The organism is Pseudomonas mendocina, assembly GCF_900636545.1.
Taxonomy (GTDB): Bacteria; Pseudomonadota; Gammaproteobacteria; order Pseudomonadales; family Pseudomonadaceae; genus Aquipseudomonas; species Aquipseudomonas mendocina.
On record NZ_LR134290.1, the window covers coordinates 4134671 to 4159566 of the forward strand.

Sequence of the window (24896 nt, forward strand, 5' to 3'; positions counted from 1 at the left end):
CCCACGGCAGCCAACGCAAGGTGACGCGCCCGACGTAAACGGGCTTTTTCACGCCGTGACGCTTGTCACCCAGCCAAGGCTGGGGTATCTGTGCAATCGCTCGGCTCCCTGATCAGTTCGGAATCACCCCATGACCTTCGAAGTCCCCGCCCACAGCGCCACCGGCAAACCCGCCGGGCGCATTCGCCAGAAGAACGAAGAAGCCATCATCAAGGCTGCCGAAGAAGAGTTCGCCCGGCACGGCTTCAAGGGCACCAGCATGAACACCATCGCGCAGAACGTCGGCCTGCCCAAGGCCAACCTGCATTACTACTTCAACAACAAGCTGGGGCTGTACCTGGCGGTGCTGAGCAACATCCTCGAACTGTGGGACAGCACCTTCAACAACCTCAGCGTCGAGGATGATCCGGCCGAGACGCTGGAGCGCTACATCCGCGCCAAGATGGAGTTCTCCCGGCGCCAGCCGAAGGCCTCGCGCATCTTCGCCATGGAAGTGATCAGCGGCGGCGACTGCCTGTCGCAATACTTCAACCAGAACTATCTGGACTGGTTCCGTGGTCGTGCCGCAGTGTTCGAAGGCTGGATCGCCGCCGGCAAGATGGACCCGGTCGATCCGATCCACCTGATTTTCCTGCTGTGGAGCAGCACCCAGCACTACGCCGACTTCGCCTCGCAGATCTGCCGCGTGAAGCAGTGCTCGCGCCTGACCAAGCAGGACTTCGAGGAAGCTGCCGACCAACTGGTACAGATCATTCTCAAGGGCTGCGGCCTGACACCCGCTGCCAAAGCCTGATGGCCTTCACCCTGCTCGGACCTTGCGAATACCGCGAGGAGATTCGCAAGAGCCGCTTCATCGCACTCGCCGCGCCGGTTGCCAGCGCGGCGGACGCACAGGCCTTCATCGACAGCCACAGTGACCTGGCCGCCTCGCACAACTGCTGGGCGTGGAAAGTCGGCAACCAGTACCGTTTCAACGACGACGGCGAGCCGGGCGGCACCGCTGGCAGGCCGATACTCGCCGCCATCGAGGGGCAGGATTGCGATCAGGTCGTGGTACTGGTGATCCGCTGGTACGGCGGCATTCAGCTCGGCACCGGCGGGCTGGCCCGCGCCTACGGCGGCAGCGCAGCGAAATGCCTGCAAGCTGGCGAGCGCCGTGAGCTGGTGGTGCGCCAATCCTTCACCTGTCATTTGCAGTTCGCCGAACTGCCCCTGTTCAAGGCACGCCTGAACGAGTTCGACAGCCTGATCGAGAGCGAGAATTACGACGCCACCGGCGCACGCCTGCAACTGGCCGTGGCGCCAGCCGAACATGCGGCGCTGGAACGCTTGCTGGGCGATATCAGCCGTGGCCGCGAGAGCCTGCAAGCGCCATGAAGCGAACGACCGCTGCACTGCTGCCGCTGCTATGGCTGGCCCTGCCGGCCCAGGCCGAAATACAGGAGCAGTTGCAGGAGCAGTACTACGACCTGCATGTAACGTCCGGCGAGTCCCTCAGCCGCGCCATCGACCAGGCCTCGCCGATTCGCCAGAACGGCCAGATCTACCACGCCTACACCCGTTGGCAGGTGCAATGGAATTTCTGGTGGCGCGAGCAACGCGACGGTCGCTGCCAGATCGACCTCACCCGCACCCAGCTGAACGCCACCGTCACCCTGCCCCGCCTGGGCGGTGGCGACGCGCAGCAGCGCCAGCGTTTCGAACAGTACCTGAATGCACTGCGCGAGCATGAGCTGGGCCATTACCGCATCGGCCAGGCTGCCGCCGCCGAGATCGACGCCGCCCTGCTGCAAACGCCCGAATACCCCAGTTGCGCCGAGCTGCAACAGCAGGCCAACCAGCGCGCCAATGCCATCCTGCAGCGACGCGGCAGTACGACCAGCAGACCGGCCATGGCCGTAGCCAGGGCGCCTGGTTGACGGAATAAGTGCGCTATCCTGACTCACCGTTCTCATCTCTCATGGAGCCTGACATGACTGCCTCCCGATCCATCCTGATCATCGGTGCCTCGCGCGGCCTCGGCCTTGGTCTGGCCGGTGAATTCGCTGCCCAGGGCTGGGCCGTGACCGCTACCGTGCGCAGCGCTGCGCAACAAGCGCCGCTGCAGGCACTGCCCGGCGTACGTGTCGAGCAACTGGAGATGACCGATCCAGACAGCCTCGAACAGTTGGCCAAGCGCCTGAGCGGCCAGCAGTTCGACGTCATCTTCGTCAACGCTGGCGTTGCCGGTCCCGACCACCACAGCACTGCCCAGGCCAGCGCCGAGGAAATGGGTCAGCTGTTTCTGACCAACGCCGTCGCCCCGCTACGCGTGGCCGAGCGCCTGCTGCCGAACCTGGCCGCCGGGCACGGGCTGATCGTATTCATGAGTTCGATCCTCGGCAGCATCGAGACCGGCGCCGGCCTGGGCATGCCGCTGTATGGCGCCAGCAAGGCCGCGCTCAACCACCTCGCGCAGTGCTTCGTACGTACTCAGGACAACCCAAAGCTCGGCGTGCTGCTCATGCACCCGGGCTGGGTACGCACCGACATGGGCGGCGCCGACGCGCCGCTGGATATCGACAGCAGTTGCAAGGGCATGGTCCGACAGGTCAGCGCCGCCGTCGGCCAACCCGGCCTGCGCTATCTCGACTTCGAGGGCAATGCGCTGCCCTGGTAAGCCTCAGCGCTGGATATCGGCCTGCCACCAGGCAGGCCGTGCAATTGTGTTGGAGAAGAATAACGATGGAAGTAAACATCGGTAATGACCCAGCGTTGATCCGCCTGGCTCAAGGTATCCGCTATCAGGTCTTCACATGTGAACAACGGATTCCTGCGGAGCTGGACCTCGATGGACTGGATGAAGAGTCCTACCATGCGCTGGCGATAGAACAGGGTGAGCCAATTGCCATGGCCCGCCTAACGCTGAAAGAGGACGGGTCTTCTACCATCGCCAGGGTGGCGGTCAGTGAGGCTTATCGGAGCGCAGGAGTTGCTTCGGCCGTTGTCCAGGCATTGATGCAGCATGCGCAAGAGATAGGCGCCACCTCCATTGAGCTTCATGCGCACAGCCACCTGAAAGGCTATTACGAAAAATTCGGGTTTGAGTTCATCAAGGAAGTTGAAATCGTCGGCGAACATCAGCTCATTGAAATGCGACGCCAACTCGCACGCACATAGCGGCTAAGGCGATAGCTCCCAGGCACCAGCGTGAGGGCAAGAGCGCGACGCTCTGCGTCGCTACAGTGCCAGATGCGCCGGCGCGCTCAACCAGCGCGCCACGATATTCGTATAATCAGCGCCCTAAACACTCGCAGGATGCGAGCCTCCCACAGCCATTATCCGGGACCAGGTCAATGGACAACCTGTATCAGCCGCCCAAAGCCGAACTGCTGGACGAACAATCGCCCTCCCGTAACGCCTTCTTCGTCACCTCAGAGAAAAAACTCTATCTGCTGAATTTCGCCACCTTCGGCCTGTACTCCCTCTACTGGTTCTACAAGCAGTGGGATAGTCAGCGCGCCACGATGCTGCCGAAACACATCATGCCGGCGGCACGTTCACTCTTTCAGATTTTCTACACCCACTCGCTGTGCCGCCTGATCAGCGAGCGCCAGCAGCGCCAGGGGCTGGGATCATGGGATTATTCGGGCACCGCCTGGCTCTATGTCCTGTTGCTCTTCGTCAGCAATGGCCTGTCACGGGTGGATATCCAGAACGGCGCTCTCGACCTGCTGCTATTGCTCGGCTGCGTAATGGCGCCAGCCCTTCCTCTGGCGCAGATCCAGCGACAGGCCAACCAGGCCAGCGGTGATGAGGATGGGCAGAGCAATGCACGGATCAGCGGCCAGAACCTGCTGTTCATCATTCCCTGTGCCTTGCTGTGGATGCTGGCTGTGGTGGGCATCTTTATCTGACGCTCGAATACAGACGTTGCACGGCCAAGATATAAGGATTGGTTGACACCAGTGCCCCATCATCACCACACACGCTGGGCATCACGGCGCTTAATCCAGGCGACCTGCCACCGGGAGGTCGCCTGGCTGGGGTGTCGCGCACCACACAAGGCTTTAGCGCTGCGAATCGCGGCTGAAGCCGCTCCTACACGAGTGCGCCCATAACGTAGTAGCCGCACGTACAAATACGGTGCATCTACCACTTCGCACGCAGGAGCGCGCACCAATGGTGGGCACCCCAAAACTCGTGGCCGAGGGCGAGCCTCGTGCCAGCGCATTTTCTGACTCCATGGCCAGGTTTTTGCTTTAGCCCCGCTCAGTTATCTCCATGAGCGCTTTCCATGTCTGCCTCACCCGATTCCCCACGCTTGCAACTGACCGCCATCAGCAAGCAGTACCCCGGCTGCCTGGCCAACGACCGTATCGACCTGACCATCGCCCCAGGCGAGATCCGCGCCCTGCTCGGCGAGAACGGCGCCGGCAAGAGCACGCTGATGAAGATCATCTACGGCGTCACTCAACCCACTAGCGGCGAGATTCAATGGCAGGGTGAGCGGCTGACGATGCGCGACCCGGCCATGGCGCGCCGGCTGGGCATCGGCATGGTGTTCCAGCATTTCTCGCTGTTCGAGACGCTGACCGTCGCCGAGAACATCGCCCTGGCCATGGGGGCGGAGGCCGGCACGCCGAAGCAGCTGGAGCCGAAGATTCGCGAGGTGTCGCAGCGCTATGGCATGGCGCTGGAGCCGACGCGCCTGGTGCACAGCCTGTCCATCGGCGAACGTCAGCGAGTGGAGATCGTGCGCTGCCTGATGCAGGACATCAAACTGCTGATCCTCGACGAGCCCACCTCGGTGCTCACCCCGCAGGAGGCCGACGAGCTGTTCGTCACCCTGCGCCGTTTGGCCGCCGAGGGCTGCAGCATCCTCTTCATCAGCCACAAGCTCGGCGAAGTGCGCGCGCTGTGCCAGAGCGCCACGGTGCTGCGCGGCGGGCGGGTGTCCGGCCATTGCGTACCGGCCGAATGCAGCGACCTGGAGCTGGCGCGGCTGATGGTCGGCGACGCCGAGGGGCTGGAAAGCAGTTACCCGAAAGTCAGCGGGGGCCTGCCACGGCTGCGCGTCGATGACCTCAGTTGGCACAACCCCGATCCCTTCGGCTGCTCGCTGGAACGCATTCGCCTGGAGGTGCGTAGCGGCGAGATCGTCGGTATCGCCGGGGTGTCTGGCAATGGCCAGGACGAGCTGCTCGCCCTGCTCAGCGGCGAAACCCGCCTGCCGCGTGGCGAGCGTGAGCGGGTCAGCCTGGATGCCGCAGCGGTAGCCAATCTGCACCCGGATGCGCGGCGCGGGCTGGGCCTGGCCTTCGTCCCCGCCGAGCGCCTCGGCCATGGTGCGGTGCCGGAGATGAGCCTGGTGGACAACGCTCTGCTCACTGCCTTCGGTCAGGGCTTGGTCAAGGGTGGCCTGGTGCAGCGCGGCAAGGTGCGCGCGCTGGCCGAGCAGATCATCCAGCGCTTCGCGGTAAAGACGCCGGATGCCGACACGGCGGCGCGCAGCCTGTCCGGCGGCAACCTGCAGAAGTTCATCCTTGGCCGCGAGATTCTGCAGAACCCGAAACTGCTGGTGGCCGCGCACCCGACCTGGGGCGTGGACGTTGGCGCCGCTGCGGCCATCCACCGTGCGCTGATCGCCCTGCGCGATGCCGGCGCAGCGATCCTGGTGATCTCCGAAGACCTCGACGAGCTGTTCCAGATCAGCGACCGCATCGGCGCGCTGTGCAGCGGGCGGCTGTCGCCGCTGGCCACGACGGCGCAAGTGTCCACCGTGGAAGTCGGCCGCTGGATGGCCGGTGAATTCGATCAACCCGCCGCCGCTGCGGCCTGCTGACGGAGCCGTCATGTTGTTATCCCTGGAACCGCGCGGCCAGGAGTCGCGCCCCATGCTCTGGCTGTCGCCGCTGTTGGCCGCCGTGCTGACGCTGCTCAGCGGCATGCTGCTATTCACCCTGCTCGGTCATGCCCCGCTGGAAACCCTGCACACCCTGCTCATCGCCCCGGTCAGCGACTGGTACGGCGTGTCCGAACTGCTGGTCAAGGCGCTGCCGATTCTGCTCTGCGCCCTCGGCCTGACGGTGGCCTACCAGGCGCGCATCTGGAACATCGGCGCCGAAGGCCAGTTGCTGATCGGCGCCCTGGCCGGCAGCGCCATGGCCCTGCAACTGATCGACTGGGACAGTCGCTGGGCGCTGGCCTGGGTAGTGCTCGCCGGCACCTGTGCGGGCGCGGCCTGGGCCGGGCTGACCGCCTGGCTGCGCACGCAGTTCAACGCCAACGAAATCCTCACCAGCATCATGCTCAACTACATCGCGCTGAACCTGCTGCTGTTCTTCGTGCATGGGCCGCTGAAAGACCCGGCCGGTTTCAACTTTCCCGAATCGGCGATGTTCGGCGATGCCAGCCGCCTGCCGCTGGTCAGCGAGGACGGGCGCCTGCACGGCGGCCTGTACCTGGCGCTGCTGGCACTGGTGGCGGTGTGGGTGCTGCTGCACAAGAGCTTTCTCGGCTTCCAGATCAAGGTGCTGGGCCTGGACAGCCGAGCCGCTGGTTTCGTCGGCTTTCGCGAGAAGCGCCTGGTGTGGTTCGCCCTGCTGGTCAGCGGCGCGCTGGCCGGCATGGCCGGCGTCGGCGAAGTGGCCGGGCCGATTGGCCAACTGGTACCGCAGGTCTCGCCGGGCTACGGCTATGCGGCGATCACCGTGGCCTTTCTCGGCCGTCTCAATCCGCTCGGCATTCTGTTTGCCAGCCTGTTGATGGCGCTGCTGTACCTGGGCGGCGAGAACGCGCAGATGAACCTCAATCTGCCGCAGGCGATCACCCAGCTGTTTCAGGGAATGATGCTGTTCTACCTGCTGGCCTGTGACGTGCTGATCCTCTACCGGCCACGGCTGAAGTGGAAATGGACACGTCGCGAAACGCTTGCCGAAGCCACCACTTGAACGCCAAGGAATCCCCATGGATCTCGATCTGTTGACCAATATTTTCTACGCCATGGTGCGCACCGGCACACCGCTGCTGCTGGTGGCCCTGGGCGAGTTGGTGTGCGAGAAGAGCGGCGTGCTCAACCTCGGCCAGGAAGGCATGATGCTGTTCGGTGCGGTGATCGGTTTTATCGTCGCCTTCAGCACCGGCAGCCTGTGGCTGGGCGTGCTGCTGGCGATTGCCGCCGGCATGCTGCTGTCGATGCTGTTCGCCGCTGTGGCGCTGGGCTTCAACGCCAGCCAGGTAGCCACCGGCCTGGCCCTGACCATCTTTGGCGTGGGTCTTTCCACCTTCGTCGGCGCAGCCTGGGTTGGCAAGCCGCTGAGCGGTTTCGAGCCCATCGTCATCCCGCTGCTGTCCGACATCCCGCTGATCGGGCGCATGCTGTTCGCCCAGGACGTGCTGATCTATCTGTCCTTCGCCCTCTTTGCGCTGGTGGCCTGGGTGCTGCTGAAAAGCCGTGTCGGCCTGGTCATCCAGGCCGTCGGCGAGAACCCGGACGCTGCAAGTGCCATGGGCCTGCCGGTGCTGCGCGTGCGTACCCTGGCGGTGCTGTTCGGCGGCGCAATGGCTGGTCTAGCAGGTGGTTACCTGTCGCTGGCCTACACGCCGATGTGGGCGGAAAACATGACCGCCGGCCGCGGCTGGATCGCCCTGGCCCTGGTGGTATTCGCCAGTTGGCGCGTGTTCCGCGTGTTGCTCGGCGCCTACCTGTTCGGCCTGGCCAGCATCCTCCACCTGGTGGCGCAGGGCATCGGCCTGTCGATCCCGTCGAACCTGCTGGCCATGCTGCCCTACGTCGCCACCATCGTGGTGTTGGTACTGCTCTCGCGCGATGCGATCAAGACCCGGCTGTATGCGCCGGTGTCGCTAGGCCAGCCGTGGCAGCCGGGGCATTGACAGTCAATAGTCGCGGCTAAAGCCCCTCCCACAAGAACAGCGCCAACCTGTGGGAGGGGCTTTAGCCGCGACAGGTTTACTTCTCCCTAACCGGCCACAACTGCGCCACGCCCCAGGCCAGTTCGAAGACCAGGAAGATCGCGATCAGCGGCGTTGCGCCGTGCATCAGGGCGTAGATCTGCCAGGTGGAGAACAGCAGGCGACCAGCCGCGTCATAGCGACCGAACACTGCTTGCGGATCGCGAATACGCAGCACCGACCAGACGCAGATGATCGAGCCCATCAGGTTGCCCAGCAGCATATGCATCGGTTCGAAGGCCGGCAGCGCGCCCGGCAGGCCGAGGCCGTGATGCAGGCTTTGCAGCAGGCCATGCAGCGCCATGAAGCTCCAGGGCGTAACGAAGGCCGCGGCCACCAGCAGGTCATACCAGCCGCTGGCCCGTACCAGGCGACGATAGTGTTCGGGGGTCCACATGGGTGTTGCTCCAGTCATTGAAGGAGCACCCAGGCTAAGGCCTGGAGTATGCTCCAAGGTCAACACCCCACCGAGCGAAAAAATGCGAATCGGAGAACTGGCCGAAGCCTGCGACGTGAGCCGCGACACCCTGCGTTTCTACGAGCAACGCGGGCTGATCGCCGCGCGGCGTACTGCCAACGGCTACCGCGACTACCCCGTCGAGATGGTGCAACTGGTCACCTATATCAAGACCGCGCAGCGCCTGGGTTTCAGCCTTGGCGAGATCAGCCAGCATGTCGGCGGCCTGTGGCAGACCAGCGACCCGGATCAGTCGGTGACCCAACTACTGCAGGACAAGCTGGCACTTATCGAGCGCCGCATCGACGAACTGCAGCAATTGCGCAGCGAACTGCTGCAGCGCCTGACCACCACCTGCCCGCTGCGCGCCTGACAGCGATTGCTTGCTGACCAAAAAGTCAGCTATCTTCCGCGCACGTCGATGCCGACGCACCTGGATCAGCAGACAGGGTCAACACTGAGCTGGCTTACCTGACATCAACCTCAGAGGAGCCTGCTCATGGCAGCTACCCGTATCTGGATCAAGAATCCCCTTGCCATCTTCACCGCCAATGACCTGGACGCTTCCGGCGGCCTGGTGATCGAGGATGGCCGCATCGTCGAAGTGCTCGGTGCCGGCCAGCAACCTGCCGCGCCCTGCCAGCAAGTGTTCGATGCCCGCGAGCACGTGGTGCTGCCGGGCCTGATCAATACCCACCATCACTTCTACCAGACCCTCACCCGCGCCTGGGCGCCGGTGGTCAACCAGCCGCTGTTCCCCTGGCTGAAGACGCTCTATCCGGTCTGGGCACGCCTCACTCCCGAGAAGCTCGCCCTGGCCAGCAAGGTGGCGCTGGCCGAACTACTGCTGTCCGGCTGCAGCACGGCCGCCGATCATCATTACCTGTTCCCCGGCGGCCTGGAGAACGCGATCGATGTGCAGGTCGAAGCGGTACGCGAACTGGGCATGCGCGCCATGCTCACCCGCGGTTCGATGAGCCTGGGCGAAGCCGACGGCGGCCTGCCGCCGCAGCAAACGGTACAGCAGGGCGAGGTGATCCTGGCGGACAGCCAGCGCCTGATCGGCCAGTACCACGAGCGCGGCGACGGGGCGCAGATCCAGATCGCCCTGGCGCCCTGCTCGCCCTTCTCGGTGACTCAGGAAATCATGCGCCAGAGCGCCGAACTGGCCGAGGCGCTGGACGTGCGTCTGCACACCCACCTGGCCGAAACCCTCGACGAGGAGGACTTCTGCCTGCAGCGCTTTGGCCTGCGCACCGTGGATTACCTGGACAGCGTCGGCTGGCTCGGCCCGCGCACCTGGCTGGCACATGGCATTCATTTCAACCCTGACGAGATCACCCGTCTGGGCGCTGCCGGCACCGGCATCTGTCATTGCCCCAGCTCCAACATGCGCCTGGCTTCGGGCATCTGCCCCAGCGTCGAGCTGGAAGCCGCCGGTGCGCCGCTGGGCCTGGGCGTCGATGGCTCTGCCTCCAACGATGCCTCGAACATGATCCTCGAAGCGCGCCAGGCGCTGTACATCCAGCGCCTGCGCTACGGCGCCGAGCAGATCACCCCGCAGCGCGTGCTTGGCTGGGCCAGCAAGGGCTCGGCGAAACTGCTGGGGCGCAGCGACATCGGTGAACTGGCTGTAGGCAAGCAGGCCGACCTGGCGCTGTTCAAGCTCGATGAGCTGCGCTTCTCCGGCAGTCACGATCCACTCTCCGCACTGCTGCTGTGCGGCGCCGACCGCGCCGACCGGATGATGATCGGCGGCACCTGGCGCGTTATCGATGGGCAGATCGAAGGGCTCGATGTGGCGCAGCTGATCGCCAATCACCGCCAGGCGGCGCGTGAGCTGATCAACGGCTGAGGACGATCCGCAGGGTGAGCCGTGCGCGCTGGTGAACCAAGGTGCGCACGGCGCACCCTACGAGCGGTCAGCGATTAATCGGCTGTAGGAGCGAGCACTGCTCGCGAAGGCTCATACCTAGAAAGCTTCGCGAGCAGAGCTCGCTCCTACCTGCGTACATCCCACAAGCAGTCGCCCTTTGCGCACCACAAAACGGCAACTGCACGCGCTGCGCACCAAGACCGTTCCATCCCGTACAACCGCATCTGCATGAAATGGGTCCGCCACGGCTATCTGTCTTATTGGTCAGCTTTTTGCAGTCATGGGATCAGCCAACCAACGGCCATCCCAATACCAAGACTGGAGCTGCACCCACCATGTTCGAGAAGAGCAAAAAACCGCTGCTGCGCACCCTCGTCGCCGCCCTGGGCTTTGGCGCCATGCTCAGCGCCTCCGCCGCCGATCCCTTGAAAGTCGGCTTCGTCTACATCGGCCCTATCGGCGACCACGGCTGGACTTACCAGCACGAACAAGGCCGGCAGATGCTGATCAAGGAAATGGGCGACAAGGTCACCACCAGCTTCGTAGAGAACGTGCCGGAAGGTGCCGATGCCGAGCGGGTGATTCGCAACATGGCCAAGGGCGGTTTCGACCTGATCTTCACCACCTCCTTCGGCTACATGAACCCGACCATCAAGGTGGCCAAGCAATTCCCCAAGGTCACCTTCGAGCACGCCACCGGCTACAAGCAGGACAAGAACGTCGGCACCTACCTGTCGCGCTCCTACGAGGGGCGCTACGTCGGCGGCTTCCTCGCGGCGAAGATGACCAAGACCAAGAAAGTCGGCTACATCGCCTCCTTCCCGATCCCCGAGGTGATCCGCGACATCAACGCCATCCAGCTGGCCCTGGACAAGTACAACCCGGGCACCGAGATCAAGGTGGTGTGGGTCAACACCTGGTTCGATCCGGGCAAGGAATCCGACGCCGCCAATGCGCTGATCGACCAGGGCGTGGACGTCATGTTCCAGCACACCGACAGCCCGGCGCCGATCCAGACCGCCGAGCGCCGTGGCATCTACTCCGTCGGCTACGCCTCGGACATGGCTCACTTCGGGCCGAAGGCCGTGCTCACCTCCATCGTCAACGACTGGGGCCCGCACTACATCAAGTCCACCCAGGCGGTGATCGACGGTACCTGGAAATCCGAAGATTTCTGGGGCGGCCTGGCCGAGGACACCCTCTCACTGCCGATCAGCGATCTGGTGCCTGCCGGCGTGAAGAGCGAGGCCGAGCAGATCATCGCCGACATTCGCAGCGGCAAGTTCCACCCCTTCACCGGCCCGATCAAGGATCAGAGCGGCGCAGTGCGCATCGCCGATGGCGTGAGCGCGACCAATGCCGAGCTGGCTGCGATGAACTATTACGTGGAAAACGTGAAGGCCGAGCTGCCGAAGTAACTACACAAAGCATCGCGGCTGAAGCGGAATGCCTCCTGCCCCCGTAGGAGCGGCTTCAGCCGCGATGATCAAGAAATCACCGATGCCGTCCCTGCTACCGGCAGAACCGCATCAAGGGGATCTCATCCGAGGTCTCTTTCCGCTGCCCTGGGTACGAGAAGACTCGCAGCACCGCCCACCCGAGGCTCAACATGAACGCATTACCCATCATCGACATCGCCCCTCTCTACGCCGACGACGCTTCGGCCTGGCCTGCCGTGGCCGAGCAGATCGACCGTGCCTGCCGCGACTGGGGCTTTTTCTATATCGTCGGCCATCCCATCGGCGCCGAGCGAATCGACGCCCTGCTCAGCGCGGCGAAGACCTTCTTCGCCCAACCGGCCGAGGAAAAACTCAGGATCGATATCACCCAGACCGCCCACCACCGCGGCTACGGCGCCATCGCCACCGAACAGCTCGACCCGAGCAAGCCGAGCGACCTCAAGGAAACCTTCGACATGGGTTTCCACATGCCCGCCGATCACCCCGAGGTGCTGGCCGGCAAACCCTTGCGTGGGCCGAACCGTCACCCGGACATGCCCGGCTGGGCCGAGCTGATGGAAGCCCACTACGGCGACATGCAGGACTTGGCTAAGACCCTGCTGCGCGCCATGGCCATGGCGCTGGACATCGAGCACGACTTCTTCGAGGCACGCTTTCATGAGCCGATCAGCGTGCTGCGCATGATCCACTACCCGCCGCGCCATACCGCCAGCAGCGCCGAGCAACAGGGCGCCGGCGCACACACCGACTACGGCTGCGTCACCCTGCTCTATCAGGATGAAGCCGGTGGCCTGCAGGTTCGCGCGCGCAGTGGCAAGTGGATCGACGCGCCGCCCATTGCCGGCAGTTTCGTGGTCAACATCGGCGACATGATGGCGCGCTGGAGCAACGACCGTTACACCTCGACGCCGCACCGGGTGATCAGCCCGCTGGGGGTGGATCGCTACTCCATGCCCTTCTTCGCCGAACCGCACCCCGACACGCTGATCGATTGCCTGCCGAACTGTTCCAGCGCGGACAACCCGGCCAAATACACACCGGTAACCAGCGCCGAGTACCTGCTGTCGCGCTTCGCCGATACCTATGCCTATCGGCGCGAGGAAACGCAGGGCTGAAGCGGGCGTGATGATGGCTCCCACGCTCCGGCGTGGGAGACCAGCCAGGGACGCTCTGCGTCCCTCAGACGCGGAGCGTCTGCAACGGCATTCCCACGCGGAGCGCGGGAATGATCGGAAATCCGCGGATGAATCCACTCCTACAGGATACTCAAGACGAACCCGGCATTCGCGGACAAGTCCGCTCCCACAAGGGGAGCCCCGCCCATCGGCACAGCACGATCCTGTCCGAGCGGTTAAACTTACCGGTTACCCAAGCCTGACCACGAGAAACCACCATGCCCGAATGGCTCAACGCCCTGCCCAAGGCCGAACTGCACCTGCATCTGGAGGGCTCGCTGGAACCCGAACTGCTGTTCGCTCTGGCCGAACGCAACCAGATCGCCCTACCCTGGAGCGATGTCGAGACCCTGCGCGCGGCCTATGCCTTCAACAACCTGCAGGAATTTCTCGATCTGTATTACGCCGGCGCCAACGTGCTGCGCACCGAGCAGGACTTCTACGACCTGACCTGGGCCTACCTGCAACGCTGCAAGGCGCAGAACGTCATCCACGTCGAACCCTTCTTCGACCCGCAAACCCACACCGACCGTGGCATTCCCTTCGAGGTAGTGCTGCGTGGCATCCAGCAGGCGCTGCTCGACGGCGAGAAACAAATGGGTATCAGCCACGGCCTGATCCTCAGCTTCCTGCGTCACCTACCAGAAGAGGAGGCGTTCAAGACCCTGGAGCAGGCCATGCCGTTCCGCGATGCCTTCATCGGCGTCGGCCTCGACAGCTCGGAAAAGGGCTTCCCGCCCCGCCTGTTCGAGCGGGTGTTCGCCAAGGCGCGCAGCGAAGGCCTGCACGCGGTGGCGCATGCCGGTGAGGAAGGCCCACCCGAGTACATCTGGGAAGCGTTGGATCTGCTCAAGATCAAGCGCATCGACCATGGCGTGCGCGCCACCGAGGACGAGCGCCTGATGCAGCGCATCATCGACGAGCAGATCCCGCTGACCGTCTGCCCGCTGTCCAACATCAAGCTCTGCGTGTTCGAGCACATGGGCCAGCACAACATCCTCGAGATGCTCGAGCGCGGCGTGAAGGTCACGGTGAACTCCGATGATCCGGCCTACTTCGGCGGCTACGTCGGCGAGAACTTCGCCGCCCTGCACGAACACCTGGGCATGACCGAGGCACAGGCCAAACGCCTGGCGCAGAACAGCCTGGACGCGCGCCTGGCCTGAGCAAGGCCATCGCGGCTGAAGCCCCTCCCACGGGGCGTGCGAACTGTGGGAGGGGCTTCAGCCGCGACTTGAGTATCAGTGTTCCGAGAGCTTGCGCCGCTTGCCAGTCACCATCGACAGCGGCAGGTTCTCGCGCAGCCGGTAGCTCTCGAACAAGGCGGCGGCGATATGCAGGCCCACCAGTGCCATCAGCGCATTGGCACAGAACTCGTGGATCTCTAGTGGCAGATCCGCGCCCCAGAAATAATCGACCTCCTCCATCAGAAAGCCGGTCACGCCCAAACCGAGCATCAGCGTCATCATCAGGATCATCACCAGCGCGCCCAGCGGCGAGTGCCCGAGACGGTGATACGGCTGCCCGGCAATCAACGCACGCAGATGCGCACCGAGGCGTGCCGGGGTCGGCCAGAAATCGGCCCAGCGCGCCGCTGGCGTACCGACGAAACCCCAGACCAGGCGAATCGCCAGCCAGGCCACCGCGTAGTAACCGAACCAGCGATGCCACTCCTCGCCCTCTTCGGTCAGGAAGTAGTTGGCCAGAAAAGCGCCGGCCAGGGACCAGTGGAACAGGCGCACCACTGGGTCCCACAGGCGTACGGTCGCGGCGCCCATCAATTTTCCACGTTGCTCTTGACGGCATCACCACTGACCGGGTCGAAGTAGATCTCGACCTTCTTGCCGTCCTTGTTGAAGCCGTAGATTTCGTAGCAGTTGCCTTTGGTGACCTTGAACTTGTTGATCTCGTAGCCCTGGGCCTTGAGGCCAGCCTGGAACTTGTCCTGGTCCTGCCACTGCGACTTGTCGGCGGTGGTGCATTGCGTGGCAGCGAAGGTCAACGGGCTGGCCAGAGCCAGCGAAAGCAGAAGCAATTTGCGCATGATCGAATCCTCTTCGGTGCAGGGGAAAGTAGGTCTGCGGGGACCACTCTCGCGCCTGAACCTTAAGGCTCTATTAGCGCGCACGAATCGGTAGCCCGGATTGCATCCAGGCTACGCATCCAATAACTGCGGGGAAGAGCTGCAGCCTTGTCAGTCGCGGCTGAAGCCCCTTCCACAAACACTTCAGAAGTCGAAATCGACCTTGGCCCAGAGTGTGCGGCCTGGCTCGTCGATGCGGCTTTCGGCCGGGAAGCCGAAGCCGGCATCGCCCGCCAGGTTGAGGTGCTCGGCGTAGCGCTTGTCGAGCAGGTTATCCACCCCGGCGCTGAGCTTGACCTGCTCGCTGAGGCGGTAGGCACCGTTGAGCGAGAGCACGCCGAAGCCGGCGCTGTCGCCAAAGTCCTGCCCGACCACGTTGCCGCGCCCGTCGGCGGTGCGACCCTGGCCATCGACCACACGCCAGAGCGCGCCGACGCTCCAATCATCGCGCTGGTAGCTCAGGCCCAGGCGCGCTTCCAGCGGCGGCATCTGCGGCAGCGCTTCGCCGTCCGAGCTGTTCTTGCCCCAGGCATAGGCCAGGGTCGCATCGGCCTTCCAGTTGGAGGCGAAGGCGTAGGCCACGCCCAGCTCGCCGCCCACGATGCGCGCATCGACGTTGTCGGCCTGGGTGCCCATGCCGCGATAGTCGAACAGGATGTAGTCGCGGATCTGCCCGACATAGGCCGAAGCCCAGGCCTGCAGCTTGTCGTCCTGGTACTGGATGCCGATGTCGAACTGGGTGGTCTTCTCCGGCTCGATGCCGTCGAACGCATTGCGCGAACCGGCCGGGCCGTTCAGCCCTGCGGAGAACAGCTCCCAGTAATCGGGGAAGCGCTGCACATGGCCGAGGCCGGCATAGAGGGTGGTCGGCGAACCGGCCAGGTCATGCTCGTAGCGCACGAAACCGCTGGGCAGGGTCTCGGCGCGCGTCTCACCCGCCGTCGGGTTGGGCCGCGCCATGCCCATCATGCTGCGAAAACTCTGCCGGTAGTCCTTGGCCGAGGCTCGATCCACCCGCGCCCCGGAAACCAGCCGATCACGCTCGGCCAGGCTCCAGGTGGCCTCGGCGAATGCGCCGTAGTTGTGCATCAGCGCGTCCTTGCTCCAGGGGAAGCGGTCGGCGTCCGTGTAGCCCGTCATCATGCTGTAGGTGGAGCGACGTCCACGGTGCTCGCTGCGCTGCGCATCGATGCCGGTGATCAGCTCGAGGTCGTCCCACTTCCAGATCGCCGCCAACCGGGCACCGAGGGTGCGCCGGTCGACCTGCGAGGCCATCGGCATGGCCATCATGCTGGCCGGGTTCGGCACGCGCAGGCGGAAGTTGTCCATGATGTGGTCGGCGTAGTTGTAGTAGACCTTGGCCTCGACCTTATCCAGCACGCCGCCGAGGTTGCTGCGCTCGATGCGCAAGCCCAGGCTTTCGCGCTTGAACTGGGTGCCGTCCATGCCTCGCCCGGCGTAGCGCGCCTCACCATCGCCACGGCCGGCGCTGAGTTCGATCAGGGTGTCGGCATCCGGCGTCCAGCCCAACGTCACGTCGGTGTTCCATTTATCCCAGCGCGAGCCGATGGTGTCGCCGTCACCATTGTCGTAATCATCCGAATGCGAACGGTTGGCCATCACCCGCAGGTAACCCTGCTCACCGCCTACGGCGCCGTCGAGCAGGCGGTCGAAGCGGCCGTTGGAACCAGCCAGCACGCTGGCATGCAAGCGCGCGCCCAGCTCGCCGAAACGCTCCGGCTCACGCTCGAAGCGCACCACGCCGGCCGAGGCACCTGGGCCCCAGATCACCGTCTGCGGGCCCTTGGTCACGGTCAGCAGATCATAGGTTTCCGGAGCGATATAGGAGCTTGGGGCATCCATCCGACCGGGGCAGGCGCCGAGTATCTGGCCGCCGTCGGTGAGCAGCAGCAGGCGCGAACCGAACATCCCGCGCAGCACCGGGTCGCTGTTGCTGCCGCCGCTGCGAATCGCCGAGAAACCCGGGATGGTCTTGAGGTAATCAGCAGCGTCGCTGGCTGGCACGGGCTGGCGCGGGTCCTTGGGGTCGGCCACCACGGTCAGTGGTGAGCTCTGCTGGATTGCCGTGATCACCGTAGGCGGCAGTTCGTGAACATGCTCCTCGGCATGCAACGCTGTAATGGTGCACAAGCCACAGGCGATGGCCAGGGCAGACAGGGGAAAACGAGCGCGCACGGAGGCGCTGCCCGGTACGAAGGAAACGGACATGCGGATACCTGAATGGTCGATTTGCAAAAAGGGCCGGCTAGCCCTCGCTGAAGATGAATTCAGGCGCGCGTGGGCGGTGCGCGTGACAGCGCACGGGGGAAGTGAGGCTCAGTACGAGGCACCAGCGGCAGCGCTGCGCCAGTTTCATGAGCGGGGGGCAGCCGCCCAGCTAACGGCCAACGGCTGTCTGCCGCCGCGGGGCAATAGGAAAACAACGAGCAGTAGCCACAGGCATCCACCTGTAGCAGCGGCTCGCTGATAGTGCCGGCCAACCGAACGGAATCACTGCCCTCGTGACAGGCCAGTTCGTTCAACCAGCGCCAGTCCACCGACTCGGCACGCAGCTGCGACGCCAGAGGCGCCAGCATCGCGAGGACGAACGCCAGCAGCCCGAGATGGGCGGCGAAAGTCCGTCTGCGCGCCATGTTCATCATCAGTGCTGGTGCTTGCCTGCGTCGTGGCCGGCCGCATGGTCGTGGCCGGCCGGAGCCTCTTGCTGCACGGCCACCTCCACCTCGACGCTGCCGGCCTTCTCGAAGGTCAGGGTCAACGGGAAACGTTCACCGTCCTTGGCCTGCTGCTTCAGGTTGAACAGCATGACGTGGTAGCCCATGGGCTCGAACTTCACCTCGCCACCCGCGGGGATGGCAACGTCCTGAACCTGCTGCATCTTCATCACGCCATCGGCGTGTACGTGCTCGTGCAGTTCGGCCTTGCCGGCCACCGGGCTACTGACGGTAAGCAGACGATCGGCCTCGCTGCCCTTGTTGTGCACAACGAAATAGGCCGCCGCGGTTGGCGCCACTGGCGGCATCTCGCGCGACCAGGGGTGATCGATATGCAGTTGGCCGACTTCGTACTCGTGGGCCTGGGCCAGCATCGTGGGCAGGATCAGAGCGAGGCCCAGCAGGGTTTTGCGCAGGTTCATATGAGTTGTCTCCGGGTTGGTATCGTTGAAAATCATGGCACGTCTTCAGTTGGCGAGTCGGGGTCTGGGCAGCAAACCCAGGGAGCGGTCGAGCGCCCACATCAGCAATAGCGAGACGCCCACCAGCGGAAAGACCATGCCCAGCACGATCATCACGCCGATGGCGGTCTTCCAGCGCGGCAGGTCATGGCGCAGTGGCGGTACACCGAGGCGGCCAGCCGGGCGGCGTTTCCACCAGAGCACCAGGCCGCTGACCGAGCTGAAGAGGATCAGCAGGCAGACCAGCGCCATCAGGATCTGGTTGGCCAGGCCGAACATCTTGCCCTCGTGCAGCTTCACCCCGCTCTCCACCGCCCGCGCCACCATGCCGTAGTCCGCCCAGCGCACATCGGCCAGCACCGCGCCGCTGTACTGGTCCAGATGCAGGGTGGCGTCGTTGCGAGGGTCATCGGCGAACAATGCGACGCTGTAAACGCCGCTGGCGCCCTGCGGGAAGCTGATGCTGTAGCCGCGCTGCACGCCACGCGCATCGGCGCTGTCGACCACCTGCTGCAGGCTGATGCGTGGCGCCGCCGGACCCTGGTCGTGACCGACATGGCCGCGATGCGCGGCATGCGCATCGGATGCCGGCAGCGGCGTGACCTCCGCCGCCCAGGAAACGGTCTGCTCGCGGCTGCTGTTGAGGCTGCCGGCAAGCTGCCCGGACTTCGGCACGTCATCCCACATCGCTGCCGGGAACTGATTCCAGGCACCGGCGAACTGAGCGCCCCAGAAGCCTGTCCAGGTCATCCCGGTGAGCAGCATGAACAACAGCAGCAGGGAGCCCCAGAATCCGATCACTGCATGCAGGTCGCGCCACAGCAGGCGTCCTCGGGCATGCAGCCGCGGCCAGAGTACGCCGGCCGGGTTGTTGCCGCGCGGCCACCACAGATACAGGCCGGACACCACCAACACGATGCCCCAGCCGGCAGCCAGCTCGATCAGCCGGTCGCCCAGAGTGCCGATCATCAGGTCGCCGTGCAGGGTGCGCGCCACGGCCTGTAGGTTCCATTGCCCGTCCTGCTCGCCGAGCAGGGTGCCGCGGTAGGGATCGACGAACAGGTTGAGCAGGCGGCCATCATGCTCGATGACGAACTGCGCGCTGCGCCCCTCGCCGACCGGGGGCAGGTACTTGCTCACCGCGGCACCGGGATACAACTGCTCGACCAAGGCCAGCTGCTGGTCGGCGCTGACGCGCTGCTCGGCCGCCGGCGCCAGCATCAGATGCGGGTACAGCCAAGTATCGAGCTGCGGCTTGAACAGATAGATCATCCCGGTGATCGACAACAGGATCATGAACGGGATGACGAACAACCCGGCATAGAAATGCCAGCGCCAGGCCAGGTTATAGAAAGACGGGGCCGCACGAGCAGGCGCGGTGCAATCGGGGGAAGACGCCATGAAGCTTTCTCCAGCCCACCGCGGTCGTCGACGCGCGGTCAGGCATTCGCATGATAGGGACGCCCGGAGCGGGCGGACGGATCAGGCGAACAAAGGAGAAGCGCGGGGATTGGCCGGAGGCCAGCGATAACGGGTGATACGCGGCAGATGCAGCGCGGATGCCGACCAACTGCGCTCGGCAGCCAGCAACCCGAGCAGGCCGAAGAAAGCCGCAAGAATGATGGCGCTGAACAGGCTGGCCAGGGCGCAGTTGGAGCCTGTGGCCGGGTTCGGCGCGACGATGCCGGAGCCGTCGAGGTCGGCTCCTGCGCCGAAGTTGCCTTCGAACGAACAGTACTGTCCGTCCAGACCGCTGAGCTGCATGCCGGCCATCTGGCCGTGGCTGATGGCGCAGACGAACGCACTGAACAGAATGCTGAAGTACAGCACCCAGGCGGTCAGTGAGCGGTCTTTGCGGGCCAGTTTCATGGAGCGTGACTCTAAACAGAGGATGGCAGCGCGACACTGCGGTACGTTGCCGCAGAGGCCTGGTACGGGAGTCTAGCAGGCGCCCGGCACTTTATCGTCATCGCCAGGGTGCCGCTGCCAGCAACGTCTCGCAGCGCACCTGGAGGAACTCGCGCAGCAAATGCACCGCCTTGCTCAGTTGAGCCCGGTGCGCGCAGACCAGATACAGCGGCGTCGGCTCGCCCAACCAGCCGGGCAACAGCACCTGCAGGCGCCCTTCACGGACATCGTCGGCCACGTCCAGCCAGGACTTGTAGACCACGCCCTGTCCGGCCACAGCCCAGCGCCGGGTGACATCGGCATCGTCGCACACCCGATTGCCGGCAACGCTCATGACCATCTCGCGCTTGCCGTCCTGAAAACGCCAGCGGTCATGTACGCGGCCGTGCAGCATGTACAACAGACAGTTGTGCTGGCGCAGCGCCTCCACCGTCTGCGGCGCCCCCTGCCGCGCAAGATAGGCCGGCGAGGCGCAGAGCACGCGGCGATTGTCCGGCGCTACCGGCAAGGCCACCAGGCTGGAGTCTTCCGGCGCGCCATAGCGCAGGGCGATGTCCACCGGCTCGCGGAACAGATCGGCGACCCGGTCGGCCAGCAGCAGGCGCAGCTGCAGTTGCGGATGCTCGCCCTGGAACTCGTCCAGCCAGGACAGCAGGGTGTTGCGGCCGAAGTCCGAGGGCGCCGACAGCTGCAACACTCCACGAATGCCTTCCTGGCTGCCGGCCAGTTGCTGGCGCCCCTCTTCCAGGCTCTGCAAGGCCAGGCGCGCGTGCACCAGATACAGCTCGCCCTCGGGCGTCAGGCGCAGGCTGCGCGTCGAGCGCGCCAGCAGACGCACCTGCAGTTGCTGTTCCAGGCGCTTGAGCGCGGCGCTGGCTACCGCCGGTGATACGTCGAGTAGCCGCGCCGCGGCCGACAGGCTGCCGGTTTCAGCGGTACGCACGAAGAGTTGCAGGTCATCGAAACGCAGCATGATGGCTAATTTTCAAAATTATGATGAAAGAGACTCTATAACCATCATCTTTTTCTCGCCATACAAATAAACGAGCATGACGCCACCCCAACATCGGAGCCTGCCATGACCGCTGAAATCACGCTCATCGCCACCATCAACGCTTTGCCGGCGCATACCGAGGCAGTCGCCGCTGGCCTGCAGGAACTGGTCACCGCCAGCCGCGCCGAACCCGGCTGCCTGCAGTACGACCTACATCGCCATCAAACGCGCGCCGAGCAGTTCGTGATGATCGAACGATGGCGCGACGCCGAGGCGCTGGATCAGCACCGCGCAACGCGCCACTTCCAGCATTTCACCCACACGTTCGGCGAGCGGCTGGTCGGTATCGATCTGCTCCCGCTGCAACGCATCGCCTGAACACACAGAGGACTCACCCTATGAAAGCCATCGCCTACTACCAATCTTTGCCGGCCGACCATCCCGAAGCGTTGCTGGACGTGCAACTGGACGCACCCTCACCCGGCCCGCACGATCTGCTGGTGGAGGTCCGGGCCATTTCCGTCAATCCGGTCGATACCAAGATTCGTCTGAACGTCGCGCCTGAGCACGGTGCCGCCAAGGTGCTGGGCTGGGACGCTGCCGGCGTGGTCAAGGCGGTGGGCAGCGAAGTGACCCTGTTCCAACCTGGCGACCAGGTGTTCTACGCCGGCGCCATCGACCGTGCCGGCGCCAACAGTGAGCTGCACCTGGTCGATGAGCGCATCGCCGGCCCCATGCCCACCAGCCTGTCGTTCGCCGAAGCAGCGGCGCTGCCGCTGACGGCCATCACCGCCTGGGAGCTGCTGTTCGAGCGCCTGCAGATTGCCGAAGGGTCGGCCGATCAGGGCCAGAGCCTGCTGATCGTCGGCGCCGCTGGAGGTGTCGGTTCGATCCTCACACAGCTGGCGCGGCGCCTGACCGGGCTGACCGTGATCGGCACCGCCTCGCGCCCGCAAACCCAGGCCTGGGTCCGCGAGCTGGGCGCGCATCACGTGATCGACCACAGCAAGCCACTGAGCCAGGAGCTGGCGCGTATCGGTGTTGGCCAGGTTACCCATGTCGCCAGCCTGACCCAAACCGATCAGCACTACGCGCAACTGATCGAGTGCCTGCAGCCGCAGGGCCGCCTGGCATTGATCGATGACCCGCTGCAACCGCTGGACGTGATGCAGCTCAAGCGCAAGAGCCTGTCACTGCACTGGGAACTGATGTTCACCCGCTCGCTGTACCAGACCAACGACATGATCGAACAGCATCGCCTGCTGCAGCGGGTGTCCGGGCTGGTCGACAGCGGCGTGATCAGGACCACGCTCGGTGAGCATTTCGGCCGCATCGACGCCGCCAACCTGCGCCGTGCCCACGCGCTGCTGGAAAGCGGCAAAGCGAAAGGCAAGATCGTCCTCGAAGGATTCTGAGCCCCCAGCCGCAAGCGTCTCGCGGTGCCGTTCATCGCGAGGCGCGCCTGGCCTGACCAGGCGTTTGATCCACGTCAGAAAAAGGTCACGCAGGCGCACTATCCTGACCCTCCCCAACCAGCGCGACCGCAGGTCGCCGCTCAAGGAGGTGATCAACATGAAGATTGTCGTCCAAGCGCAGGATCAAGGCGGCAAACGCCGGTGGCAGGTTCGTCTGGATCAGCACTGCGTTAATTTTCGCAGCGAGGAAGAAGCGCACCAGTTCGTCGCCAGGCTGCAAGCGCGACTAAGCGCGCCACACGCCCTGCCCGACTGGCCCGAGCAACGTAAGGCGGGCTGAGGCTCGGCCCAGTGCCTCGTAGGAGCGGATTTATCCACGATATCCGCGATGCAATCCGAATGAATTCGCGCCTACACCGGCATCAGGCGTAGCGCCGGGCTGCGCAGCATATCCAACACGGTATCGACCAGCGCAGGCGCCTGTTGCGCCAGGTCGAAATTGGGCACCAACAGCCAGTTGGCCTCGATGCCTTCCATATAGGCATGCAGGCACACGGCCGCTCGCACGCAATCCAGATCCTCGGGCAACTGGCCCTTGTTGACTGCATTGCCCAATGCCTTGGCGATACGCTGATCGCACTCCAGGCTCAGCGCCTGCATACGCTCGCGCAGGCCGAGCAGCTCACCGGTGTATTCGCATTTGTAACGCAGAATGTCATGGGTGCGATGCGTCTGCGGTTCGCAGGCCAGGCGCGTCAGTGCCTTGATCAGCAACTCGCGCATACAGCCCAACGGGTCGGGCTCGTCCTCGCTCTCACTGGCACGCGCCAGCTCTTCAAGGGGTAGACGCAGGCGTTCGAGCATGGCCTGGAACAGGTCTATCTTGTTCTCGAAGTGCCAGTAGATGGCGCCGCGGCTGACGCCGGCCTCCTTCGCCACTTCTGCCAGAGACGCACGGGAAACGCCCTGGGCATGAAACACCCGCTCGGCAGCATCGAGTATTTGCACCCGCGTTGCCTGCGCCTCCTCTTTGGTTCGTCTGGCCATCTGTCTACCTGATCTCGCCCTTTTGTAAAGCTCCGGTAAAGGAGGACGGGCGAGAGTATGCAGGCAGCTTTAGGCATTTACAAACATTCACGTACGTAAGTATATTCCTGCATCGATTTTTCCCCTGCCTTCGCCCCCTTCGCCCTTTGGGCCATGATTCGATAAAACGAGGTTCTCAGATGCACTCGAAGCCAGCCTTCGCTGTCTTGGTTTCCGCCATCGCCGTGGCAATGCTCGGTCTCACCGGTTGCCAGGAATCCAGCGCTCCAGAAACCCAGCAAACGCCCCAGGTCGGAGTGGTCACGCTCGAAGCCAAACCCTTTGCCCTGACCAGCGAAGTGCCGGGCCGCACCAGCGCCTATCGCATCGCCGAGGTACGCCCTCAGGTCAATGGCATCATCCAGAAACGCCTGTTTACCGAGGGCAGCGAGGTCAAGGCCGGTCAGCAGCTGTACCAGATCGACCCGGCCACCTACGAAGCTGCCTACAAGAGCGCCCAGGCCACGCAGTTGTCTGCCAAGTCCCTGGCTGATCGCTACAAGCTGCTGGTCAGCGACAAGGCTGTCAGCCAGCAGGCGTACGACGAAGCCCGCGCCGCCAGCCTGCAGGCCGACGCCGCACTGGAGCAGGCACGCATCGACCTGCGCTACACCAAGGTGATGGCGCCGATCAGCGGCCGCATCGGCCGTTCCGCCGTGACCGAAGGCGCACTGGTCAGCAACGGTCAAGCCAACGCCATGGCCACCATTCAGCAGCTCGATCCGATCTACGTCGACGTAACCCAATCGAGCAAGGAACTGCTGCGCCTGCGCCGCGACCTGGCCGAAGGCCGCCTGCAGAAGGCCAGCGAGAGCGCGGCCAAGGTCGCACTGAAACTGGAAGACGGCAGCCGCTACGCCCATGAAGGCACCCTGGAATTCTCCGAAGTCGCGGTGGACGAAAGCACCGGTTCGGTGACCCTGCGCGCGGTATTCCCCAATCCCGATCACCTGTTGCTGCCGGGCATGTTCGTGCATGCCGAGCTGCTTTCCGGGGTCAAGCAAAACGCCATCCTCGCCCCGCAGCAGGGTGTGACCCGTAACCAGCGCGGCGAGCCGACCGCGATGGTGGTCAACGCCGAGAACAAGGTGGAGCAGCGTGTGCTCAAGGCCGATCGCACCGCCGGCAGCGCCTGGCTGGTCGAGGATGGCCTGAAGGAAGGCGACCGCCTGATCACCGAAGGCCTGCAGTTCGTGCAGCCTGGCGCCGAGGTGAAGGCCGTGCCGGCGACGAACGTCAAGACCGAACAGCCTGCCCAAGACGCCGAACAAGCCAACGGCCAGGACTAACGGA

At 64.3% G+C, this 24896-nt stretch carries 28 protein-coding genes; 18 read left to right on the forward strand and 10 right to left on the reverse strand.

The window, feature by feature from the left end; all coding sequences use genetic code 11:
* The first annotated feature begins 130 nt into the window (after nucleotides 1-130).
* The 9 genes from EL191_RS19210 (at nucleotide 131) to EL191_RS19250 (ending at nucleotide 7875) form a co-directional block, all read left to right on the forward strand.
* Entirely contained in the window at nucleotides 131-793 is a 663-nt protein-coding gene (locus EL191_RS19210) for a TetR/AcrR family transcriptional regulator (protein WP_013717080.1), read from the forward strand.
* Nucleotides 793-1377 (forward strand): IMPACT family protein, encoded by a 585-nt coding sequence (locus tag EL191_RS19215; protein WP_013717081.1) that lies wholly within the window; start codon nucleotides 793-795, stop codon nucleotides 1375-1377. Before EL191_RS19210 ends, EL191_RS19215 begins: the two co-directional genes overlap by 1 nt.
* On the forward strand, nucleotides 1374-1919 hold the full coding sequence (locus tag EL191_RS19220; RefSeq protein WP_232005490.1) for a DUF922 domain-containing protein: 546 nt from the start codon (nucleotides 1374-1376) through the stop codon (nucleotides 1917-1919). The genes EL191_RS19215 and EL191_RS19220 overlap by 4 nt, the downstream gene beginning before the upstream one ends.
* Before the next feature lie 53 nt (nucleotides 1920-1972).
* Entirely contained in the window at nucleotides 1973-2659 is a 687-nt protein-coding gene (locus EL191_RS19225) for an SDR family oxidoreductase (protein ID WP_041980654.1), read from the forward strand.
* 65 nt (nucleotides 2660-2724) lie between these two features.
* On the forward strand, nucleotides 2725-3159 hold the full coding sequence (locus tag EL191_RS19230; RefSeq protein ID WP_041980653.1) for a GNAT family N-acetyltransferase: 435 nt from the start codon (nucleotides 2725-2727) through the stop codon (nucleotides 3157-3159).
* A 176-nt stretch (nucleotides 3160-3335) separates the two neighbouring features.
* On the forward strand, nucleotides 3336-3896 hold the full coding sequence (locus EL191_RS19235) for a DUF4234 domain-containing protein (protein WP_041980650.1): 561 nt from the start codon (nucleotides 3336-3338) through the stop codon (nucleotides 3894-3896).
* A 380-nt stretch (nucleotides 3897-4276) separates the two neighbouring features.
* The gene (locus tag EL191_RS19240) at nucleotides 4277-5824 is read left to right on the forward strand and encodes an ABC transporter ATP-binding protein (RefSeq protein ID WP_041980649.1); all 1548 of its coding nucleotides are present in this window, start codon (nucleotides 4277-4279) and stop codon (nucleotides 5822-5824) included.
* Nucleotides 5825-5834: 10 nt separating this feature from the next.
* Entirely contained in the window at nucleotides 5835-6932 is a 1098-nt protein-coding gene (locus EL191_RS19245) for an ABC transporter permease (protein ID WP_041980648.1), read from the forward strand.
* A 16-nt stretch (nucleotides 6933-6948) separates the two neighbouring features.
* Nucleotides 6949-7875 carry an ABC transporter permease gene (locus EL191_RS19250; protein ID WP_041980646.1) on the forward strand — a complete coding sequence of 309 codons (927 nt, stop codon included), beginning with the start codon at nucleotides 6949-6951 and terminating at the stop codon, nucleotides 7873-7875.
* 76 nt (nucleotides 7876-7951) lie between these two features.
* Here EL191_RS19250 and EL191_RS19255 read toward each other — a convergent pair whose 3' ends face one another.
* Nucleotides 7952-8350, reverse strand: a complete 399-nt coding sequence (locus tag EL191_RS19255; protein WP_013717090.1) for a hypothetical protein — start codon at nucleotides 8348-8350, stop codon at nucleotides 7952-7954.
* Nucleotides 8351-8432: 82 nt separating this feature from the next.
* Between EL191_RS19255 and EL191_RS19260 the strand changes: the two genes are divergently transcribed.
* The 5 genes from EL191_RS19260 to EL191_RS19280 all read left to right on the forward strand — a co-directional run bounded on the left by EL191_RS19260 (nucleotide 8433) and on the right by EL191_RS19280 (nucleotide 14087).
* Nucleotides 8433-8783: a MerR family DNA-binding transcriptional regulator gene (locus EL191_RS19260; RefSeq protein WP_017363626.1), complete on the forward strand. Its 351-nt coding sequence runs from the start codon at nucleotides 8433-8435 to the stop codon at nucleotides 8781-8783.
* 126 nt (nucleotides 8784-8909) lie between these two features.
* The gene (locus EL191_RS19265) at nucleotides 8910-10265 is read left to right on the forward strand and encodes an 8-oxoguanine deaminase (protein ID WP_041980644.1); all 1356 of its coding nucleotides are present in this window, start codon (nucleotides 8910-8912) and stop codon (nucleotides 10263-10265) included.
* Between the two features lie 356 nt (nucleotides 10266-10621).
* Nucleotides 10622-11704 (forward strand): BMP family ABC transporter substrate-binding protein, encoded by a 1083-nt coding sequence (locus tag EL191_RS19270; RefSeq protein ID WP_041980643.1) that lies wholly within the window; start codon nucleotides 10622-10624, stop codon nucleotides 11702-11704.
* Between the two features lie 191 nt (nucleotides 11705-11895).
* Nucleotides 11896-12861 (forward strand): 2-oxoglutarate and iron-dependent oxygenase domain-containing protein, encoded by a 966-nt coding sequence (locus EL191_RS19275; RefSeq protein ID WP_041980642.1) that lies wholly within the window; start codon nucleotides 11896-11898, stop codon nucleotides 12859-12861.
* A gap of 278 nt (nucleotides 12862-13139) precedes the next feature.
* Nucleotides 13140-14087 carry an adenosine deaminase gene (locus EL191_RS19280; RefSeq protein WP_041980641.1) on the forward strand — a complete coding sequence of 316 codons (948 nt, stop codon included), beginning with the start codon at nucleotides 13140-13142 and terminating at the stop codon, nucleotides 14085-14087.
* A gap of 75 nt (nucleotides 14088-14162) precedes the next feature.
* On the opposite strand, the gene EL191_RS19285 is transcribed toward EL191_RS19280, so the two are convergent.
* The 8 genes from EL191_RS19285 to EL191_RS19320 all read right to left on the reverse strand — a co-directional run bounded on the left by EL191_RS19285 (nucleotide 14163) and on the right by EL191_RS19320 (nucleotide 21081).
* On the reverse strand, nucleotides 14163-14699 hold the full coding sequence (locus EL191_RS19285) for a cytochrome b/b6 domain-containing protein (protein ID WP_041980639.1): 537 nt from the start codon (nucleotides 14697-14699) through the stop codon (nucleotides 14163-14165).
* Nucleotides 14699-14965: a PepSY domain-containing protein gene (locus tag EL191_RS19290; RefSeq protein ID WP_017363621.1), complete on the reverse strand. Its 267-nt coding sequence runs from the start codon at nucleotides 14963-14965 to the stop codon at nucleotides 14699-14701. The genes EL191_RS19285 and EL191_RS19290 overlap by 1 nt, the downstream gene beginning before the upstream one ends.
* A 183-nt stretch (nucleotides 14966-15148) precedes the next feature.
* The gene (locus EL191_RS19295) at nucleotides 15149-17233 is read right to left on the reverse strand and encodes a TonB-dependent copper receptor (RefSeq protein WP_041980638.1); all 2085 of its coding nucleotides are present in this window, start codon (nucleotides 17231-17233) and stop codon (nucleotides 15149-15151) included.
* Nucleotides 17234-17292: 59 nt separating this feature from the next.
* Entirely contained in the window at nucleotides 17293-17658 is a 366-nt protein-coding gene (locus EL191_RS19300) for a DUF2946 domain-containing protein (protein WP_232005491.1), read from the reverse strand.
* Nucleotides 17659-17666: 8 nt separating this feature from the next.
* Nucleotides 17667-18161 carry a copper chaperone PCu(A)C gene (locus EL191_RS19305; RefSeq protein ID WP_041980758.1) on the reverse strand — a complete coding sequence of 165 codons (495 nt, stop codon included), beginning with the start codon at nucleotides 18159-18161 and terminating at the stop codon, nucleotides 17667-17669.
* 45 nt (nucleotides 18162-18206) lie between these two features.
* The gene (locus tag EL191_RS19310; protein ID WP_041980636.1) at nucleotides 18207-19601 is read right to left on the reverse strand and encodes a PepSY-associated TM helix domain-containing protein; all 1395 of its coding nucleotides are present in this window, start codon (nucleotides 19599-19601) and stop codon (nucleotides 18207-18209) included.
* A gap of 81 nt (nucleotides 19602-19682) precedes the next feature.
* Entirely contained in the window at nucleotides 19683-20069 is a 387-nt protein-coding gene (locus EL191_RS19315; RefSeq protein WP_013717102.1) for a DUF2946 domain-containing protein, read from the reverse strand.
* 97 nt (nucleotides 20070-20166) lie between these two features.
* Nucleotides 20167-21081 (reverse strand): LysR family transcriptional regulator, encoded by a 915-nt coding sequence (locus tag EL191_RS19320; protein ID WP_013717103.1) that lies wholly within the window; start codon nucleotides 21079-21081, stop codon nucleotides 20167-20169.
* A gap of 105 nt (nucleotides 21082-21186) precedes the next feature.
* On the opposite strand from EL191_RS19320, the gene EL191_RS19325 reads away from it, so the two are divergent.
* The 3 genes from EL191_RS19325 to EL191_RS19335 all read left to right on the forward strand — a co-directional run bounded on the left by EL191_RS19325 (nucleotide 21187) and on the right by EL191_RS19335 (nucleotide 22857).
* On the forward strand, nucleotides 21187-21480 hold the full coding sequence (locus EL191_RS19325) for a putative quinol monooxygenase (protein WP_013717104.1): 294 nt from the start codon (nucleotides 21187-21189) through the stop codon (nucleotides 21478-21480).
* A 20-nt stretch (nucleotides 21481-21500) separates the two neighbouring features.
* Nucleotides 21501-22517, forward strand: a complete 1017-nt coding sequence (locus EL191_RS19330) for a zinc-binding alcohol dehydrogenase family protein (protein WP_017363616.1) — start codon at nucleotides 21501-21503, stop codon at nucleotides 22515-22517.
* A gap of 157 nt (nucleotides 22518-22674) precedes the next feature.
* A complete protein-coding gene (locus EL191_RS19335; protein WP_013717106.1) occupies nucleotides 22675-22857 on the forward strand; it encodes a hypothetical protein in 183 nt (60 codons plus the stop codon).
* 71 nt (nucleotides 22858-22928) lie between these two features.
* On the opposite strand, the gene EL191_RS19340 is transcribed toward EL191_RS19335, so the two are convergent.
* Nucleotides 22929-23564 carry a TetR family transcriptional regulator gene (locus tag EL191_RS19340; RefSeq protein ID WP_013717107.1) on the reverse strand — a complete coding sequence of 212 codons (636 nt, stop codon included), beginning with the start codon at nucleotides 23562-23564 and terminating at the stop codon, nucleotides 22929-22931.
* A 179-nt stretch (nucleotides 23565-23743) separates the two neighbouring features.
* On the opposite strand from EL191_RS19340, the gene EL191_RS19345 reads away from it, so the two are divergent.
* Nucleotides 23744-24892 (forward strand): efflux RND transporter periplasmic adaptor subunit, encoded by a 1149-nt coding sequence (locus EL191_RS19345; protein ID WP_017363615.1) that lies wholly within the window; start codon nucleotides 23744-23746, stop codon nucleotides 24890-24892.
* The last annotated feature ends 4 nt before the right edge of the window (nucleotides 24893-24896 follow it).